Origin of the sequence: Sporolactobacillus spathodeae (genome assembly GCF_016908935.1) — a bacterium.
Taxonomy (GTDB): domain Bacteria; phylum Bacillota; class Bacilli; order Bacillales; family Sporolactobacillaceae; genus Sporolactobacillus; species Sporolactobacillus spathodeae.
Map to the genome: position 1 here is coordinate 113,307 of NZ_JAFBEV010000003.1, position 16,322 is coordinate 129,628.

At 41.6% G+C, this 16,322-nt stretch carries 14 protein-coding genes; 13 read left to right on the plus strand and 1 reads right to left on the minus strand.

Going from position 1 to position 16,322, the window contains the following annotated elements:
* Window positions 1–74 precede the first annotated feature (74 nt).
* Window positions 75–533: a hypothetical protein gene (locus JOC27_RS02355; protein WP_205005400.1), complete on the minus strand. Its 459-nt coding sequence runs from the start codon at window positions 531–533 to the stop codon at window positions 75–77.
* 600 nt (window positions 534–1,133) lie between these two features.
* Here JOC27_RS02355 and JOC27_RS02360 point away from each other — a divergent pair.
* The 13 genes from JOC27_RS02360 (at window position 1,134) to JOC27_RS02425 (ending at window position 16,314) form a co-directional block, all read left to right on the plus strand.
* Window positions 1,134–2,057 carry a TIGR01777 family oxidoreductase gene (locus tag JOC27_RS02360; protein ID WP_239529386.1) on the plus strand — a complete coding sequence of 308 codons (924 nt, stop codon included), beginning with the start codon at window positions 1,134–1,136 and terminating at the stop codon, window positions 2,055–2,057.
* Window positions 2,058–2,128: 71 nt separating this feature from the next.
* The gene (truA, locus tag JOC27_RS02365) at window positions 2,129–2,863 is read left to right on the plus strand and encodes a tRNA pseudouridine(38-40) synthase TruA (protein WP_205005402.1); all 735 of its coding nucleotides are present in this window, start codon (window positions 2,129–2,131) and stop codon (window positions 2,861–2,863) included.
* 608 nt (window positions 2,864–3,471) lie between these two features.
* Window positions 3,472–4,344: an SDR family oxidoreductase gene (locus tag JOC27_RS02370; protein ID WP_205005403.1), complete on the plus strand. Its 873-nt coding sequence runs from the start codon at window positions 3,472–3,474 to the stop codon at window positions 4,342–4,344.
* Between the two features lie 155 nt (window positions 4,345–4,499).
* Window positions 4,500–5,228 (plus strand): DsbA family oxidoreductase, encoded by a 729-nt coding sequence (locus tag JOC27_RS02380; RefSeq protein ID WP_205005404.1) that lies wholly within the window; start codon window positions 4,500–4,502, stop codon window positions 5,226–5,228.
* Between the two features lie 711 nt (window positions 5,229–5,939).
* A complete protein-coding gene (locus JOC27_RS02385; RefSeq protein ID WP_205005405.1) occupies window positions 5,940–6,932 on the plus strand; it encodes a Gfo/Idh/MocA family protein in 993 nt (330 codons plus the stop codon).
* A gap of 13 nt (window positions 6,933–6,945) precedes the next feature.
* Window positions 6,946–7,788, plus strand: coding sequence for a MurR/RpiR family transcriptional regulator (locus JOC27_RS02390; protein ID WP_205005406.1), 843 nt, complete (start codon window positions 6,946–6,948; stop codon window positions 7,786–7,788).
* Window positions 7,789–7,998: 210 nt separating this feature from the next.
* Window positions 7,999–9,918, plus strand: a complete 1,920-nt coding sequence (locus JOC27_RS02395) for a PTS fructose transporter subunit IIABC (protein WP_205005407.1) — start codon at window positions 7,999–8,001, stop codon at window positions 9,916–9,918.
* Window positions 9,919–10,340: 422 nt separating this feature from the next.
* Complete coding sequence (locus JOC27_RS02400) at window positions 10,341–11,090, plus strand: YveK family protein (RefSeq protein WP_205005408.1); 750 nt, start codon at window positions 10,341–10,343, stop codon at window positions 11,088–11,090.
* Window positions 11,087–11,779, plus strand: coding sequence for a CpsD/CapB family tyrosine-protein kinase (locus JOC27_RS02405; protein ID WP_205005409.1), 693 nt, complete (start codon window positions 11,087–11,089; stop codon window positions 11,777–11,779). Before JOC27_RS02400 ends, JOC27_RS02405 begins: the two co-directional genes overlap by 4 nt.
* Window positions 11,780–11,866: 87 nt before the next feature.
* Complete coding sequence (locus tag JOC27_RS02410; RefSeq protein ID WP_205005410.1) at window positions 11,867–12,568, plus strand: sugar transferase; 702 nt, start codon at window positions 11,867–11,869, stop codon at window positions 12,566–12,568.
* 98 nt (window positions 12,569–12,666) lie between these two features.
* On the plus strand, window positions 12,667–13,803 hold the full coding sequence (locus JOC27_RS02415) for a glycosyltransferase (RefSeq protein WP_205005411.1): 1,137 nt from the start codon (window positions 12,667–12,669) through the stop codon (window positions 13,801–13,803).
* Window positions 13,804–13,843: 40 nt separating this feature from the next.
* Entirely contained in the window at window positions 13,844–15,079 is a 1,236-nt protein-coding gene (locus JOC27_RS02420) for an O-antigen ligase family protein (RefSeq protein WP_239529392.1), read from the plus strand.
* A 14-nt stretch (window positions 15,080–15,093) separates the two neighbouring features.
* The gene (locus JOC27_RS02425) at window positions 15,094–16,314 is read left to right on the plus strand and encodes a glycosyltransferase family 4 protein (RefSeq protein WP_205005412.1); all 1,221 of its coding nucleotides are present in this window, start codon (window positions 15,094–15,096) and stop codon (window positions 16,312–16,314) included.
* Window positions 16,315–16,322: the final 8 nt, after the last annotated feature.

The window sequence follows — 16,322 nt, forward strand, 5'->3', positions numbered from 1 at the left end:
AAAGTTTGATCTTGCAATTCTATGGTGGCACCAATCAGCGCATCTTTGACTCGGTCCGGTTTTTAGCAAATTCACTATTCTTCAATTGGAACCATGAAATCAAATTCAGGGTTCCCATACTTTGCAATCATCTTTTTTCGATACGCTTCAAATGGCAAATGGAAATTTTCAGGGGGATTACCCCGTAAGATGGTGAATACACCATTTTTGTACGAAACTAAGTAACTTTTCTCCAAATCAACATTGTCATCTATGAATGACGCCTTATACTTTTCTAATTGCTTCTCTGTCACATTATTCAACATCATATTTTCGTAGCTGCCATCTTTTTTGACCAAAATAAAGACACCATTTCCTTCATACTTTTCTTCATTATATTCGATACTTTGATCTGTGTAGCTTTTAATTGTTTTGGCGTAATTATAACCGCACCGTAAGCAGTAGATAAATTGTTCATTAGTTTTGTAATAATCATCAATAATTGCAGAACGTCCGCAACAAGGGCATTTTACAGCATACATATTAGAAGCCAATGTGAATCATCTCCTCTGTTTATCCTTTTGGAATTTGAATGGATTAGAAAATGTTGAAGTGTTCTGATAATTAAGAAAAAATAACGTAGATTATAGCAGGATCACTGGGGTGGGTAGAAAAACAAAGTTTTATTAGCTGAGGATTTTTATTGCTTCTATATTTCATTATAGAACAAATGTTTGTATTTGACTAATTTTTTTTTGTGAAGGGATGCGCTCTTCTCATCGCTTAGTTCCAAATGGAGCTTGAAGAAAGGGAATTTGACTAAAGGATGGAAAAAACAAAATTATCCTGCACTACAAATGAGAGGTAGTAAATGCTGAAAGAACAAATTTGACTTGCAATCTTGCGTATACACATTAAAAGAGTTTACAACTGCTCTATAGCATAAGTATCTATCTAAATTTCTATTAATTAGTGGCTATGAATAATTGGACATCCTTATTATCGCAGTGCCTAACTAATTCTTTTGATATAATAGGTGCAAGGTATATTGCTCATGTTGGGTAAATGCCGTGGACTTTTTATTCAATTGGGCGGCTTGTCTTGCATTTCGTGCAAATCGTTAGATGCACTTTTTTAAGGAAGGACAGGATTACATGAGAAAAAACATTGTGATCTCGGGTGGAAGTGGATTTATAGGGCAAGAATTGATACGAACCTTTCGTAAAGAGGGACATCATCTCTATATATTGACTCGGCAAGCTGCCGATCGCTTGACGCCTTTAAGTGATATTCACTTTATTCAGTGGTCGCAGAAAGATCTGAAAGCCTTATCTGCCGAGCTGCCAGATCATATTGATTGCATTATCAATTTATCTGGAGCGCCAATCAATAGTGGGCGGTGGACACGTAAAAGAAAAGATCTTATATTGAGAAGTCGTTTGCAAACCACGGACACACTGATTCGTTTGATTGAGCAAGCAAAAATAAAACCGAAGCTACTCATCAATGCATCCGCAGTCGGTATTTACGGGACTTCTGATTCGGCGACATTTACTGAAACATCGACCTCTGAGAACGGTGATTTTCTCAGCCATCTTTCCTACCAATGGGAACAAGCCGCTCGCAAAGCAGAACAATTTGGTGTACGGACAGTCTATGCGCGATTTGGGATCGTTCTTGGTAAAGTGGGTGGTGCGCTTCCCCTTCTCAATCTACCTTACCGGTTTTTTATCGGCGGCAAAATCGCGTCCGGTAAACAATGGCTATCTTGGATACATATCGACGATCTCGTGCGTCTCGTTGTATTTATTATAGATAATCAGGAAATCAAAGGGCCTGTTAACTTTACTTCACCAAATCCTACAACAATGCAGCTATTTGGCAAAACGCAAGCAAAAGTTATGAAGCGCCCCTATTGGCTGAGTGTTCCAGAACCAATAATTAAAATCATGCTCGGTGAGAAAAGCCTTATCGTGACAAAAGGTCAACGTGTTCTGCCCCAAAAAGCATTGAATGCAGGCTTCCATTTCCACTTTGACACATTAGACGCAGCATTGGTTGATTTGCTAAAAAAATAAATCCATTTTTTCACGAGCGGACACATTTTTGTGAACTGAGAAAATGAGGGTTGAAAATAAAGGAGCGGACAATGAATTATCAATTGACCATTCAATATGATGGCGGCCGTTATAAAGGCTGGCAACGGCTTGGAACGACTGAAAATACCATACAAGGGAAGATAGAACATATTTTATCGGAACTTGAAGGAGAAATAGTTGAGATTATTGGCAGCAGCAGAACAGACGCTGGGGTGCACGCGATTGCACAAATAGCCAATGTTAAGTTGAAAAAGGTTTTGACTGAATCTGAAATCAAAAATTATTTAAATAGAAATTTGCCCCGAGATATTAGCATTTGTGATGTTCAGCGCGTTCCTGAACGCTTTCATGCACGTTATCAAGCCAAGGGCAAGACCTATTTGTACAAGATCTGGAATAGAGACTATTCGCATCCATTCATGCGAAAATATAGTATGCATATTGAAAAAACATTAGATTGTGATCGGATGAAAGAAGCATGCCGCTTTTTTTTAGGTGAACATGATTTTACTGCGTATTCTAATGCCAAGTCCAAGAAAAAAACTGCGGTGCGCAGAATCCATTCGATTACTATCGAAGAGACGGACGGTCTCATTCAAATCAGAGTAAGCGGTGATGGATTTCTTTACAATATGGTAAGAAAAATTGTCGGAACGTTGATCGAAGTCGGACTAAACGAAATGGAGCCAGAAAAAATTCCGAGTATTTTAATCGCAAAGGAACGCATACAAACAGGTCGCATGGCAGATGCCTGCGGACTCTACTTGGAAAAAATTGATTTTTAAAAATTTTGTTGCGTGCAGCGAAGGCGCCCTGGCGCCTTGCGGGAAAAGCGAGCAACCGAAGCGCAATCTTACAAAAAGACTTGGCTATGCCAAGTCTTTTTGTAAGATGCTTTTTTCTATAATTGGGTGGACCCCCGAGCCTTTAAGAAGTAAATGAAGTCAATGACGCCTTAAGCCTGGTAAAGAGTGCTAGGATCTAGCTATCTTTCGCCAAAATTCGGTATACAGCATCTTATTAAAGTTGTATTCAGAACATAAAAAAATAACGTCATAATTGCTGCGAGCGATCTGAAAAAATTTGGCTCAAGCAATTCAATTGACAGGTGAGATAATTGTAACTAAAATAGTTACATCTAGTAGGGAAGAACTATTGATGTCATTCAATGTATGATTTTCTATCACTGTTCTACGGGCACAGGCATTGAAAGACCAACCGATCCCCAATATTTTTTACCTTTTTAAGCGTTTTTTTATACGTTTGAATAAATTCTCAGAGGCATTAAAAGAATTAAGGTTACGAACATCCAATGAGTGGTTACACCATGTTTTTCGAATCAATCTGTAATAAAATTCTCAAAAAATCATAACTCCGATGGGGGATGCGTCCGATGAAATTTCTCGTTACAGGAGCGACAGGAAGTTTAGGTTCTAAAGTTGTTGCCTCATTATTGAAAAAAGTACCGGCAAGTCAATTGGTTGTCAGTGTGCGACACCCTGAGAAAGCAGAAAAATTTCAGCAGCTTGGCGTAGAAGTCCGCCAAGGAGATTTTGATCGCCCGGAAACGTTGGCTACTGCTTTTTCCGGCATTGACCGGTTGCTGATTATTTCGACAGACGGTGATAATGAGACAAGAACGAAGCAGCATAAAAATGCGGTAGCCGCTGCCGAATATGCTCAGGTTAAATTTATTGCCTATACGAGCATCGTCAATGCGCAGGAAAGCAAAAATATCTTCGCTTCGACCCACCAAGCAACAGAAATGGCTATTTTGAGAACAGGCATTCCTTATTCTTTTCTCCGTAATAACTGGTACTTGGAAAATGAGGTTTCTAATATTCAGGGAGTCTTAATAGGGGCTCCATGGGTAACAGCCGCAAAAGAGGGCAAAGTGGGTTGGGCATTGAAACAAGATTATGCAGAAGCTGCGGCAACAGTGCTTTCTGGTGAGGGACATGAAAATACAGTTTTTGAGCTTTCGGGAGAATTAATGACACAGGAAGAACTTGCTTCTGTAGTCAGTACGCGAATAGGAAAAGAAGTATTCGTGCAGCAAGTTGATGACGCGGCCTATGCTAAGATTGTCAAAGATGCAGGTGTACCCGAATTTCTTATTCCAATGCTTGTCGGTATCCAGAAAAGTATTCGGGATCACACATTGGAAGTCGCAAGCGATGATTTTGAGCAATTGCTTGGCCATCCGGTTACCCCAATCAAAGAGGCAGTTGCTCAAATCATAAATGAATATTCGCGCAGCCATTAATTGAACTTTTTTTGAATTCGGATATTTTTTGTGTACTCAATAGTGATAACAAAACTTACAAAATAAAAGAGTTCATAGCTCACCGCAGTTTTTTAAACAAATAGAAGCAACTACTAAAGCTTTAAGAAGTAAGCAATTATCTCGGAGGTATTCATATGAAAATTGAAGTTTGGTCAGACGTCGCTTGTCCATTCTGCTATATTGGAAAACGTCGTTTAGAAAATGCGCTCAGCCAATTTCCACATAAAGCACAAGTAGCGGTTGAATTTAAAAGCTTTGAACTTGATCCCAATGCGCCGATTCACACTGATAAAACTATCTATGAAAAATTGGCGACAAACTATGGGATTAGTGTTGAACAGGCGAGACAAAATGTTCAAGGTGTAAGTAGACAGGCAGCTACTGTTGGAATGAAATTTAATTTCGATGACATGAAATTAGCCAATACATTTAACGCGCATCGTTTGATCAAGTGGGCGAAAATGCACGGGAAAGAAGCCGAAATGACGGAGAACCTATTTCGCGCTTACTTTATCGATGCAAAAAATGTGGGGCTTTTGGATACACTGGCAGATGTTGCCGAAGCATCAGGATTAGAGCGGACGGAAGCCTTGAAAGTGTTAAGAGACAAGGAACGCTATGCAGATGATGTGCGCCATGATGAAGATGCTGCCAGGCAATTCGGTATTAGTGGTGTGCCGTTCTTTATTATCAATCGCAAATACGCGATTTCAGGTGCGCAGCCGACTGACACCTTTGCTTCTGCGTTGCAGCAAGTGTGGGAAGAAGAAAACCCTGCACCAAAATTGCAAGTTCTCTCATCAAACAGTGGCGATGATCTATCCTGTGCGGATGGCCATTGCATGATGCCAGAAAAAAAATAAGTGGGACAAGGCGTCAATTGTGAGGTAAAAAGAGCGCCTGAAACGACACAATATAAAAGGATACAGCAAATATACGAATAAAAGGATGTCTTAAGGCCAGGTGAAACTGGCTTTGAGACATCCTTTTTTTAAGAGCTTGTATAAAATTTTTGCACAAAAGATTGTGATGATTCTCAACATGATATAAAGCGCAAACTAGAACTTAATGATCGCCTATTGAAAAAACCGCATACAAACACGTCAATGCACGGGTAAACTACGGGAAGATACGGTTAAAGAAAGCTGGAAAAATCAATGAATGTTCTGAAGCCACATAATTCAGCAAATGAAAATTATTTTAGCAATTTATCTATTGACAAAAATTATTTTAATGATTATATTAAAAATAGTTTCATAAGTGATTTCAAAGTGAAAATGGATTTCACTTTGACCGTTAGGGATGGTGATGAACAAAGATTGATGCCGCTTAAGAAACGCTTGACTATTTCGAGTCTTTGATTTTTGGCGGAGGTGCTGAGGTATTTGGTGAGTATAGGATGATCACACAAAGGAAAACGTTTCGATCTTCTGACACCTGAGCATCATACAACAGGATTAAGTTTCGATTTGGTAGTGAGATACTTGAGCGAGTCAGCGTTTAAAAAAGTATTTTTATTTTAGTGATCTTGATACAAAAACAAAAAACATCAATGATTGAAAGGATGAGTAAGAATGACAAAGTATAATTGGGGCATGATTGGCACTGGATGGATCGCACATGAAATGGCCGATGCTTTAAATAGTGTGAACGGCGAAATTTATGCTGTCGCTGATGTGAATGAAAAAGCTTTAAAAGCGTTCAGTGAGGAAAAAAACATTCAGCACGCGTTCTCTAATCCTGAAGATTTATTAAAAGATCCCAATGTTGATATCATCTATATTGCAACGCCACATAATTTCCACTATGAATATATTATGAAAGCCTTGCAGGCGGGAAAAAATGTATTTGCTGAGAAAGCGATTACGGTTAATTCACAGCAATTAAATAAGGTCAAACAACTGGCTGAAGAAAAAGGCTTGATTGTGACTGAAGGCTTGACTTTATTCCACATGCCGATTTATAAAAAAGTCAAAGAATTAATTGCTTCTGGAAAAATTGGCGATGTGAATCTGGTTCAGGTTAACTTCGGCAGTCTAAAAGATTATGATGTTAAAAATCGCTTTTTTAATAAAGATCTCGCTGGTGGTGCCTTACTTGATATTGGCGGTTATGCCACAGCCTTTGCACGTTCATTTTTGAAATCACAGCCGGTTAATGTTCTGACCACTGTAAAATATTTTGAAACAGGGGTTGATGAACAATCCGGGATTATCTTAAAAAATCTTGAGGATCAAATCGCTGTGATGGCATTGTCGATGCGTGCGAAACAGCCAAAACGCGGGGTTATTTCAGGTACCAAAGGCTATATTGAAATCTCGAATTATCCGCGCGCTACAGAAGCCGCTTTAACAATCACAGAAGATGCCCATACGGAAACACACGAAGTGATCACCGCCGGTGATGCGTCGCTTGGCCTGCAGTACGAAGTTCAAGACATGCAAAGATACATTGAACAGGGTCACGATGACGGCGAATTTGCATTGTCTGTAGATATCATGGATATTTTGACAAAAGTACGCAATCAATGGGGCATGAAATACCCGTTTGACCGTACGGCTTTTTAATAGGGACAAGTGAATGGAACCGAATATTAAAGAATTTGTCAACAGAATCTATTCGGATTTAGGAAAGTTTTCTAAATCCGAGAAAAAAATCGTTGATTTAATTATCAACGATCCACAGTTTGTGATTAATGCAACGATCTCACAACTAGCCACTCGTGGAAAAGTGAGCGAAGCATCCATTTCACGATTTTGCAAAAGAATGGATCTGAATGGTTTTCATCATTTAAAAGTGTTATTGGCGCAAAGCTCATTAATTAATGTTGAACCTCAAGAGAGTTCTTTGAATAGTCATGATAAAACACTAGAGAAACTCATGAACGACAAAGAGAAAGAGATTCAAGCAACTTTAGAGGGTCTTGATAAGTCGAAAACGAAGGAAATCATTCAAACGATTAAGGATGCCCGATTAATTCAAGTGATGGCTGAAGGCAATACATTTCCTGTCGCACTTGATGCTTGCTTTAAATTTAATCAAATTGGTCGATTAGCATTTACCGCTTCTTCTTGGGAAGTGGCTATGGGACAGGCATTAAATTTAATGGAATTAGATGTGATGATCGTCATTTCTAACTCCGGAGAATCTAGGCAGTTGATTCAACTGATTGAAGTTGCGAAGAAAAATCAGGTAAAAGTCATCGCCTTTACGAATAATAGTAGTTCCCCCATTGCTGCGCTGTCTGACTATAATGTGGACACAGCCAGCAGGGGTACTATTTTTATGTCTGAGTATTTTTTCTCTCGAGTATCCGCAGTCACGGCGATTGAAGCTATTTTTATGTTGCTCATCGCGGATAACCCTCAACTTAAGAAAAAGATTCAAAAACATGAATTATTAATCGCATCAAAAAAGATTTAACAAGGAACGGTTCATGGTTAAATCACTGCGCGTGTGTCACTGTAAAAAAACCTTGTCATAAACAAGTTCGCACCTGTTAAGAGGCGGCGATTGACCGAATCGATGAAACGGTTCGGTTTCTGACGATAGAAAATGTAATCGTTTACGTAACATCTGAACGGAAACGAGAGGATAATGCTGCATGAGAAGAACATGGGGAGTGAGCATAATATGAAGATTACTGACCTGATGATTGAACGTGCAATGGTGATGGATATGCAGGCGACAACAAAAGAAGAAGCCATTGATGAACTCATCGCCAGTCTGGAGAAGAACGGAAGGATAAATGACGCGAAGCTCTTCAAAGAGATGATCCTAAAAAGAGAGAAAGAATCAAGCACCGGAATCGGAGACGGCATTGCAATGCCGCATGCGAAAACCAAAGCGGTTAATGAAGCGACCGTCGTGTTTGGACGCAGTAAGAAGGGGCTTGATTACAAAGCACTTGACAACAAACCTTCTGATCTTTTCTTTATGATTGCCGCACCAGAGGGAGCAGCCAATGTGCATCTTCAAACACTGGCGGCGCTTTCGAGGTTGCTGATTGATCAGGAATTTGTCACAAAAGTGAAACAAGCCAAGACACCTGCGGAAGTGGCTAAATTATTTGACGATCAGCAAGCTGAGAAAGAAGAAATGGAAAAGAAAGAGACTTCAAAAGTTACCAATAATAAGAATTTTGTTGTTGCTGTTACCGCATGCCCAACTGGGATAGCGCATACCTATATGGCTGAAGATGCATTAAAGAAGAAAGCCGCAGAGATGGGCGTTTCAATACGCGTCGAAACCAATGGATCTGAAGGCGCCAAGCATGTGCTGACCGCCGATGAAGTCGCGCGTGCGGCAGGTGTGATTGTTGCAGCTGACAAAAAGGTTGAAATGGCGCGCTTTGATAATAAGAAGGTACTCCAGGTGCCCGTCAGCGACGGTATCCGTAAACCGGAAGAACTAATTACCAAGACGTTGAATGGACAAGCACCGGTGTATCACGCGGAAATCGGCGCAAGCGATGCCGGGATCGAAAGCACGACTCGTGTTTGGAACAAGATCTATAAAGACTTGATGAATGGTATTTCGCATATGCTTCCATTCGTTGTCGGTGGCGGTATTTTGCTTGCCGTCTCGTTCATGTTCGAACACCTCGGCAAGAACAATCCAATCTTTCAAATGTTGAGTGCGATTGCTGGTGGGCAAACCGGTGCCTTTCACTTCTTGATTGCGATTTTAGCCGGCTATATCGCTATCAGCATTGGCGACCGTCCTGCGCTGATGCCAGGTGTTGTCGGTGGATTTATGGCCTACTCATCAAACGCCGGATTTCTTGGTGGACTTGCTGCCGGCTTTCTAGCTGGATGGGTAATTGTTCTTTTGAAAAAAGTATTCGCCGGACTTCCTAAAACATTGAACGGGTTAAAACCGATTCTCCTTTTCCCAGTGTTCAGTTTGCTTATTACCGGCGGACTCATGTATTATCTTCTCGATCCTATTTTTACATGGATTAACACAGGTTTGGTTGGGGCATTGAGTCACCTTGGTACCGGGAACGCGATACTGCTCGGACTTGTTCTTGGCGGGATGCAAGCCGTTGACATGGGTGGCCCAGTAAACAAAGCGGCCTATACTTTTGCGATTGGTGTCTTTACAAGTGGCGCGTCCAACGGCGGGCTGATGATGGCTGCGGTTATGGCTGGTGGTATGGTTCCACCGCTTGCGATTGCTTTGGCTACAACGATTTTTAAAGCAAAATTCACTGAAGAAGAACGTAAAGCCGGGATCACGAACTATGTGCTTGGACTATCCTTTATTACGGAAGGCGCCATTCCGTTCGCTGCCGCAGATCCGCTGCGGATTATCACCTCAAGTATTATCGGTTCGGCAACTGCGGGTGCTCTGACGCAATTATGGAAAGTCAACATTCCGGCGCCACACGGAGGTATCTTCGTCGTTGCCTTGAGCAATCAACCATTTTTGTTCATCGCCGCCATTCTGATCGGTGCCATAATTTCTGGGCTGATTCTCGGCTTTTGGAAAAAGCCATTGGACAATCGGAAACAGCAAGGGACCAATACGATGGATGCATTGAAACTGTAATTCCTTAAGCACCGTGACAAAGGAATTTGTTTCAAAGCGGATCGAACATCTTTGTCGGCTGTGTGGAATCACAAATAATAGAAAATGACAATACGATAAATAGGCTGAATGCGTCTCGTTTTAGAGCATTCAGCCTATTTTTTTTGTAAAGAAAGTAAATGATTTTGCGTGAAAAATGGAGCGAAGGCGCCCATGGCTCATGGTTACAAAAAAAACTTGGCTCGCCAAGTTTTTCTAACAATTCCTCCCGGAACTTTCGCTTAATATTTGAAAAATCTTGTTCGAGATTTGCAAGAGGCAGAATATACTTCTTCCTGTATCGTCAAAAAGGATAATCGTACGGATGGATTAGAGAAAAAGAAAAATTGCCGACCGCCATCTTTTCATATCGACGAGCTTGACCTACATCGGGAGGAAGGCTAATGAAACGTAACGTGGGTTTAAAAGAAATGTATCTGATTGTGAGGAAGCGGTTATGGCTCATTGCCACGATCACAATAGCCGCCGGAATCCTCTCAGGGATCGTGACACACTTTTTCATGACGCCGATGTATGATGCAACGACGCGGATTTTCGTGAATCAGAGCAATGGGAAAACGCTATACGATTCGAACGCGGTTCAAACCAATGTGCAGCTGGTAAACACTTATAGTGAACTAATAAATGATCCATCGATCTTAAATCAAGTGATTCGTTCATTGCATTTGAAACTATCTGCAACGGATTTACAAGGGATGTTAACCGTTCAAACGAATCAAGATTCTCAGATTTTCTCAATCACAGCGGAAACCGATCAAGCAGATTTATCCGTTCGGATTGTCAATCGAGTGGCGCGTGTTTTCAAGGTACAGGTTCGAAAGATGCTGAAAGTTGATAATGTCAGCTTGCTCGCACCGGCAACGCACGGCGGACAGGTCTCACCAAGCCTGAGTAAAAATCTGATAATTGCCATGCTGCTTGGTTTATTGCTCTCAGTCGGTCTTGCATTTCTAATTGAATATTTTGATCAGACGATTAAAACGGAAGAAGATATCGAACAGAAATTAGGCCTGTCTGTTGTCGGCGTCATCAAGCATATTGAATATCATGACAAGATGAGCAGCAAGAATGATCAGAACTCGGAATTTCTCACTCGATCGGAACGGTTAAGGAGAGGGAGGCGTTTTTTATGAGACGATTGAAAAACACTTCAGTGCAGAGATGGCGTCATATCAATTATCTGCAAGATAACTTCTCACTTTCTGAAGAATACCGAACCTTGCGCACGAACATTTCCTTCGCTAAGGCGGGCGGCGATTTGCGATCGCTGCTCGTCACTTCTTCTGAAGCGGGAGAGGGGAAATCAACGACAGCTTCGAGTCTGGCAATCGTAATGGCTCAACAGGGGAAAAAGGTGCTACTGATTGATGCCGATACGCGAAAACCGTCGCAACATGAATTCTTTGACACGGATAACAGCAGAGGGTTGACCAACGTACTGACAGGACAATCGGAATTCGGCAATGTCGTTCGTCCGACGCGTTTGGCGCAAATGTTTCTCATGACAAGCGGGCCTGTTCCACCGAACCCTGCTGATTTACTGAGCGCGCCGGAAATGTCGCGTGTGATTCAGCAGGCAAAGGATCATTTTAATGTGGTGATTCTAGATTCCCCGCCCGTGTTGGCTGTGTCTGATGCCCGATTGCTGGCCACTCTCTGCGAAGGAATTTTACTTGTCGTCAAGAGCGGGTCTGCCGAGATCGATAAGGTCAAAAAAGCCGCAAATGTATTAACTGAAGGTCAGGGAAAGTTTCTCGGTGTCGTCTTAAATGACATGAAATTAAGTAAAAAAGAGCAGTATTACGATGCTTATAACAGTTAATGATCGACGCTCCAAGCTGGTTGCTCATAAACTGGGCCAGCATTATTTAAAAAGATAATTATTATCTGTCTACAGGAGGCAAGTCTTATGGGTTTATCAAAGCCGCCAGCAGATAAAAGGGTCGTTTCCACTGTGCGTCGTAGACACAATGTGCGGCAGCTTCATGTGAAATCGAACCAGGATGTATTTTATTTTTCCGTGAAAAGAGCAATGGATATATGTGGTGCGCTAGCAGGTCTCATCCTATTGTTTCCGATTTTTTTATTGATTTCTTTCCTTATAAAGTTAAGTGATCCGAAGGGATCTATATTTTTTAAACAAGTTCGCGTTGGAATGGATGGAAAACCATTTCAAATTTACAAATTTCGTTCAATGGTGCATCATGCTGAGGACTTACTAGATGATCTTCTCGATAAGAATGAGACGCATGGCCCGATGTTTAAGATGAGAGATGATCCAAGAGTGACCCGTGTTGGCCGTTTTCTAAGAAAAACGAGTCTTGATGAATTCCCGCAACTTGTGAATGTTTTAAAAGGAGAGATGAGTTTAGTCGGTCCGCGTCCACCGCTGCCAAGAGAAGTAATAGAATATTCCGAGCGTGATAAACAACGCTTACTTGTTAAACCGGGTTGTACTGGGCTTTGGCAAGTCGCGGGGCGAAGCAGTGTTGGTTTCGAGACGATGGTTCAGTTAGACCTTGCCTACATCAACCAGAGAGGAATTCTTCTTGATATCAAAATTATCTTAAAAACGATACCCATTTTATTCCATTCAAAGAATGCCTATTGAACGCTCTCCCCTACCTGGAATCTGTTGCGGCTCCGCTTTTCTTAAGCCCTTGTGAATCAGTAAGGAAACCAAATACAGCTCTTGGAGGGTGGGGGCAAATGGCAATGAAAATTTTACATGTTTGCGAGTATGTCCGTGGCGGAATCACTACTTATTTGAATGAGATTCTCAAACATCAGGTCGGAGCGAGGGAAATAAGCAGTGTCGTTGTGTTAATGAGTCAGTACAATTCTGACCGCATCCACATCGAAGGCGTCCAAGTCGCCTACTACCGTTATCAACGAAAATTAGTGAAGTTTATTCCGGCGATAATTCAGATTAACAGAACAATTAAACAAATCCAACCAGACATCATACACAGCCACAGCTCCTTCGCCGGTTTATTTGTGCGACTGTGTTTCTTTTTTAAGAGGAAACGTCCCAAAATCGTCTATTGTGCACATGGTTGGTCTTTTTTGATGGAAACCTCACGCGTCAAAAAGAAGTTGTACGGAATTCTGGAACGGGTGCTTGCCAAACAAACGGATCGCATTATTAATATTTCGCAACACGAGTTTATTGGATCACAGAAATACAAACTCCCTGCAGAGAAATCGCTAGTCATCCCAAATGGTATCGAAAAGCGTCTTAATAAAAATCAAGACATACTGTTAACTCTTGATCCCGCAAAATTAAATTTATTGTTCGTCGGTCGTTTTGATCGGCAAAAGGGTATCGACATCCTCATCGATTTTTTTAAGTCCAATCCTTTGAAGCATGTGCGATTATACACAATCGGTGAAAATGTTCTTGATCCTGTTCTGATGAAGATTCCAGAGACGATCGTCTCGCTCGGATGGATTGATCACAACCAAATCGATAGTTATTATGAGAAATTCGACGCGGTCATTATTCCTTCGCGATGGGAGGGATTCGGACTGGTGGCAATTGAGGCAATGAAAAATAAAAAGCCAGTGATTGCCAGTAATCGCGGCGATCTTCCAGAATTGGTTCAAAACGGAGTCAACGGCTATTTGTTTGACTTGGACCATCTGGAGCAATTAACACAGATATTGAATACGGTGAGCAAACAGGGACTAAAGGTGATGGGTGAACAAGGATTCGCCATCTTCCAAGAAAGATATACGGACGAAAAATTCAATCAACAGTTAATGGCTGTTTATCTGCAACTAATGGAAGGGAAAGGGCATCCGATGGATCATCAAACCCATTTAGATGATCAAGCGCAAATGTGAAGAAGGGTAATTATCTTTGGGGGAGGTGCAGGGGTAAAATATGCTGAACTACATCTTTGAATTCATGACCTTTTCTTTTCCGAAGGCAGGGGCGCAATTGGGTGTACCGTTAACATTTGCGATGTTTTTATTCCTGTTTGCCCTGTGCCAATGCCGCGAACAGGTGATTCCCGGATTTCTACAAGTCAAAGGTTTAGCCCTCTCTTATAGTCTCTTTGTCTCAGCCGTTTTGCTTTCATTATTATTTAATCTAAGCCATCTTTCAACGTTTCAAATAACCATGGTTTTGGTTGTCATCGCTTCACCGCTCGCGCTAGGAATTGGGCGTTCACTTGACACACAACTCGCACTGAAAATTCTTGCGCTATCCATGGTTCTTGTTGGCGTCTATGCTTTGATCGAGAAAATTGCCGGAATTGTCACGACTGCAATTCCTGGCGTGACGTATACCTTTGGACAAGACCTGGCTGAAAAACCGATTGGCTATGGTATGGCATCTTCAGGAGAGGCTCTGAAAATGCCAGCGACGTACCAAAATGGAAATGGGGCAGGCTTGTTTTATGCGCTGGCTATCCCTATTCTTCTCTCATGGACACCTTCTTCATCTCGATTCAAGCTGCTCAAGATCGTCTCAATTTTTTTCGGATGTATCGGCCTGCTTCTGTCAGGTTCCCGATCCATTATGATTCCATTTATTCTCTTCCTCATTTTTCTATTAGCCCTCGTCAAGTATAAATTGAACTATCGAAATCAAGTGCTTTTTTGTTCATGCCTTCTGTTTCTAAGTGCACTCGGAATTATCTATTTATTGCAAGCGGATAATCAATTTCTTCAGCAGCTTTACACCCGTTATATTCATCAGACACTGTCCGATCCTACGGGTTCCGGTCGAACGTCGCAATTTGAACTAGCCTTTGCCCAGGCCAATACATTGGATGGCCTCAGTTTCCTTAGATTTCTATTGATTGGTTTGCCTTGGGATCAAATCGGGACCATTGAAGGACTTGTATCGACGTTGTTCAATTATGGAATTTTTGGTTTCATCGGCTTTCTACTGCTATTAATCACCACCATTTATGCCATCTTTGAACGAAACAAACTGGCAGCCATTGGTTTTATCTGTGTATTCATCGCTTTTATAGTCGATGGGTCTTTTAACTTCCCGCCAACTTTGATGAATTTTTTCTTCTTAGCAGGTTTACTGACCCAGTCTGAGGCACAAGGACGAATAGAACAAGGAAAGAGTGAACCGATCGAGAGGCATCCGATTCATTAGAAGGGGGCGAACGGATGAATGTAGCGATTGTGACATCGGGCTATCAACCTGTTCCTGCGGCAAAAGGTGGGGGAGTCGAAGCCTTGCTCGATCACCTTATTCTGAAAAATGAAGACTATGGGAAGATACATTTGACGGTCTTCAGTACGTATCATGAAGCGGCAGTTAAGATGGCAAACCCACTAAAAAAAACAACTTTCTTCTTCATAAAACCGCCTGCTCTGATCCGGATTTGCGACAAAGTCATCTATTTTGTCGCTAAACATTTGTTGAAAAAAGAAAAAAGCATGTCTTACCGCTATATTGCCCAGCGGCTTCATTATCTCACAAAGGTCAGCAAAAATTTACAGAAAAACAATTACGATAAAGTGATTCTTGAAAATCATGCGACGTTATTTCTGGTTCTGAAGAAACACGATAATGCCCATAAATGTGCCGGAAGATATTATTTTCATCTCCATAATGAGGTTACGAATGATTATGGCTGCCGGTCAATTATGCTTGGCTGCAGAAAGGTGCTGGGCGTCAGCCAGTATATCAACCAGACATTGAAAATGTTCTTAGGTGGTTTGCCTGCGGATAAATTTGCTATTCTGAAGAATTGTGCCGATATAAGCCGTTTTGGAAGCAGCCAAAGCAAACGGGAAGCCGCAATTATGCGCCAGACTTATGGCATCGCGCCGAACGAGCACGTTATTCTTTTTACCGGCAGGCTAAACAAAGAAAAAGGCATTAAAGAATTGCTGCTTGCCTTTAAGAAACTCAATTTTCCAAAGACCAAGCTGGTGATTGCTGGCGGTTATTTTTATGCCAGCGGTATGGTCAGCGCGTACGAAAAAGAATTGCAGAAGATTGCTGAGCCATTTAAAGGCAGAATCATTTTTACAGGGTATATCGCCTATCCCAACATGCCGGCCGTTTATAGCATGGCAGATGTTGCCGTGATTCCGTCCATGTGGAATGATCCGGCTCCGTTAACGGTGATCGAATCAATGGCCTCTGGGTTACCCTTAATCACAACAGTCTCAGGCGGCATTCCGGAGTATGCGTGCAGTGAAGGGGCTGTTCTTTTAGCACGAGATAAAAAGATTGTTGATCGACTTGCAGCTACGCTAAATGACGTTTTGTCTGATGCTGTATTGCGTCAAAACATGGCGGAAGCCAGCCGCAAAACTGCTGAACGGATGAACGTAGATCAGTATTACAAAGACTTCATTGCGAAAATCTCAGACTAGTATTGGGG

Bases quoted from the DNA above. Each gene is read 5' to 3' on its own strand.
- JOC27_RS02425 (WP_205005412.1), top strand. From the start codon at position 15,094: ATGAATGTAGCGATTGTGACATCGGGCTATCAACCTGTTCCTGCGGCA.
- JOC27_RS02370 (WP_205005403.1), top strand. From the start codon at position 3,472: ATGAAATTTCTCGTTACAGGAGCGACAGGAAGTTTAGGTTCTAAAGTT.
- JOC27_RS02380 (WP_205005404.1), top strand. From the start codon at position 4,500: ATGAAAATTGAAGTTTGGTCAGACGTCGCTTGTCCATTCTGCTATATT.
- JOC27_RS02395 (WP_205005407.1), top strand. From the start codon at position 7,999: ATGAAGATTACTGACCTGATGATTGAACGTGCAATGGTGATGGATATG.
- JOC27_RS02420 (WP_239529392.1), top strand. From the start codon at position 13,844: ATGCTGAACTACATCTTTGAATTCATGACCTTTTCTTTTCCGAAGGCA.
- JOC27_RS02400 (WP_205005408.1), top strand. From the start codon at position 10,341: ATGAAACGTAACGTGGGTTTAAAAGAAATGTATCTGATTGTGAGGAAG.
- JOC27_RS02360 (WP_239529386.1), top strand. From the start codon at position 1,134: ATGAGAAAAAACATTGTGATCTCGGGTGGAAGTGGATTTATAGGGCAA.
- JOC27_RS02415 (WP_205005411.1), top strand. From the start codon at position 12,667: ATGGCAATGAAAATTTTACATGTTTGCGAGTATGTCCGTGGCGGAATC.
- truA (WP_205005402.1), top strand. From the start codon at position 2,129: ATGAATTATCAATTGACCATTCAATATGATGGCGGCCGTTATAAAGGC.
- JOC27_RS02390 (WP_205005406.1), top strand. From the start codon at position 6,946: ATGGAACCGAATATTAAAGAATTTGTCAACAGAATCTATTCGGATTTA.
- JOC27_RS02410 (WP_205005410.1), top strand. From the start codon at position 11,867: ATGGGTTTATCAAAGCCGCCAGCAGATAAAAGGGTCGTTTCCACTGTG.
- JOC27_RS02405 (WP_205005409.1), top strand. From the start codon at position 11,087: ATGAGACGATTGAAAAACACTTCAGTGCAGAGATGGCGTCATATCAAT.
- JOC27_RS02385 (WP_205005405.1), top strand. From the start codon at position 5,940: ATGACAAAGTATAATTGGGGCATGATTGGCACTGGATGGATCGCACAT.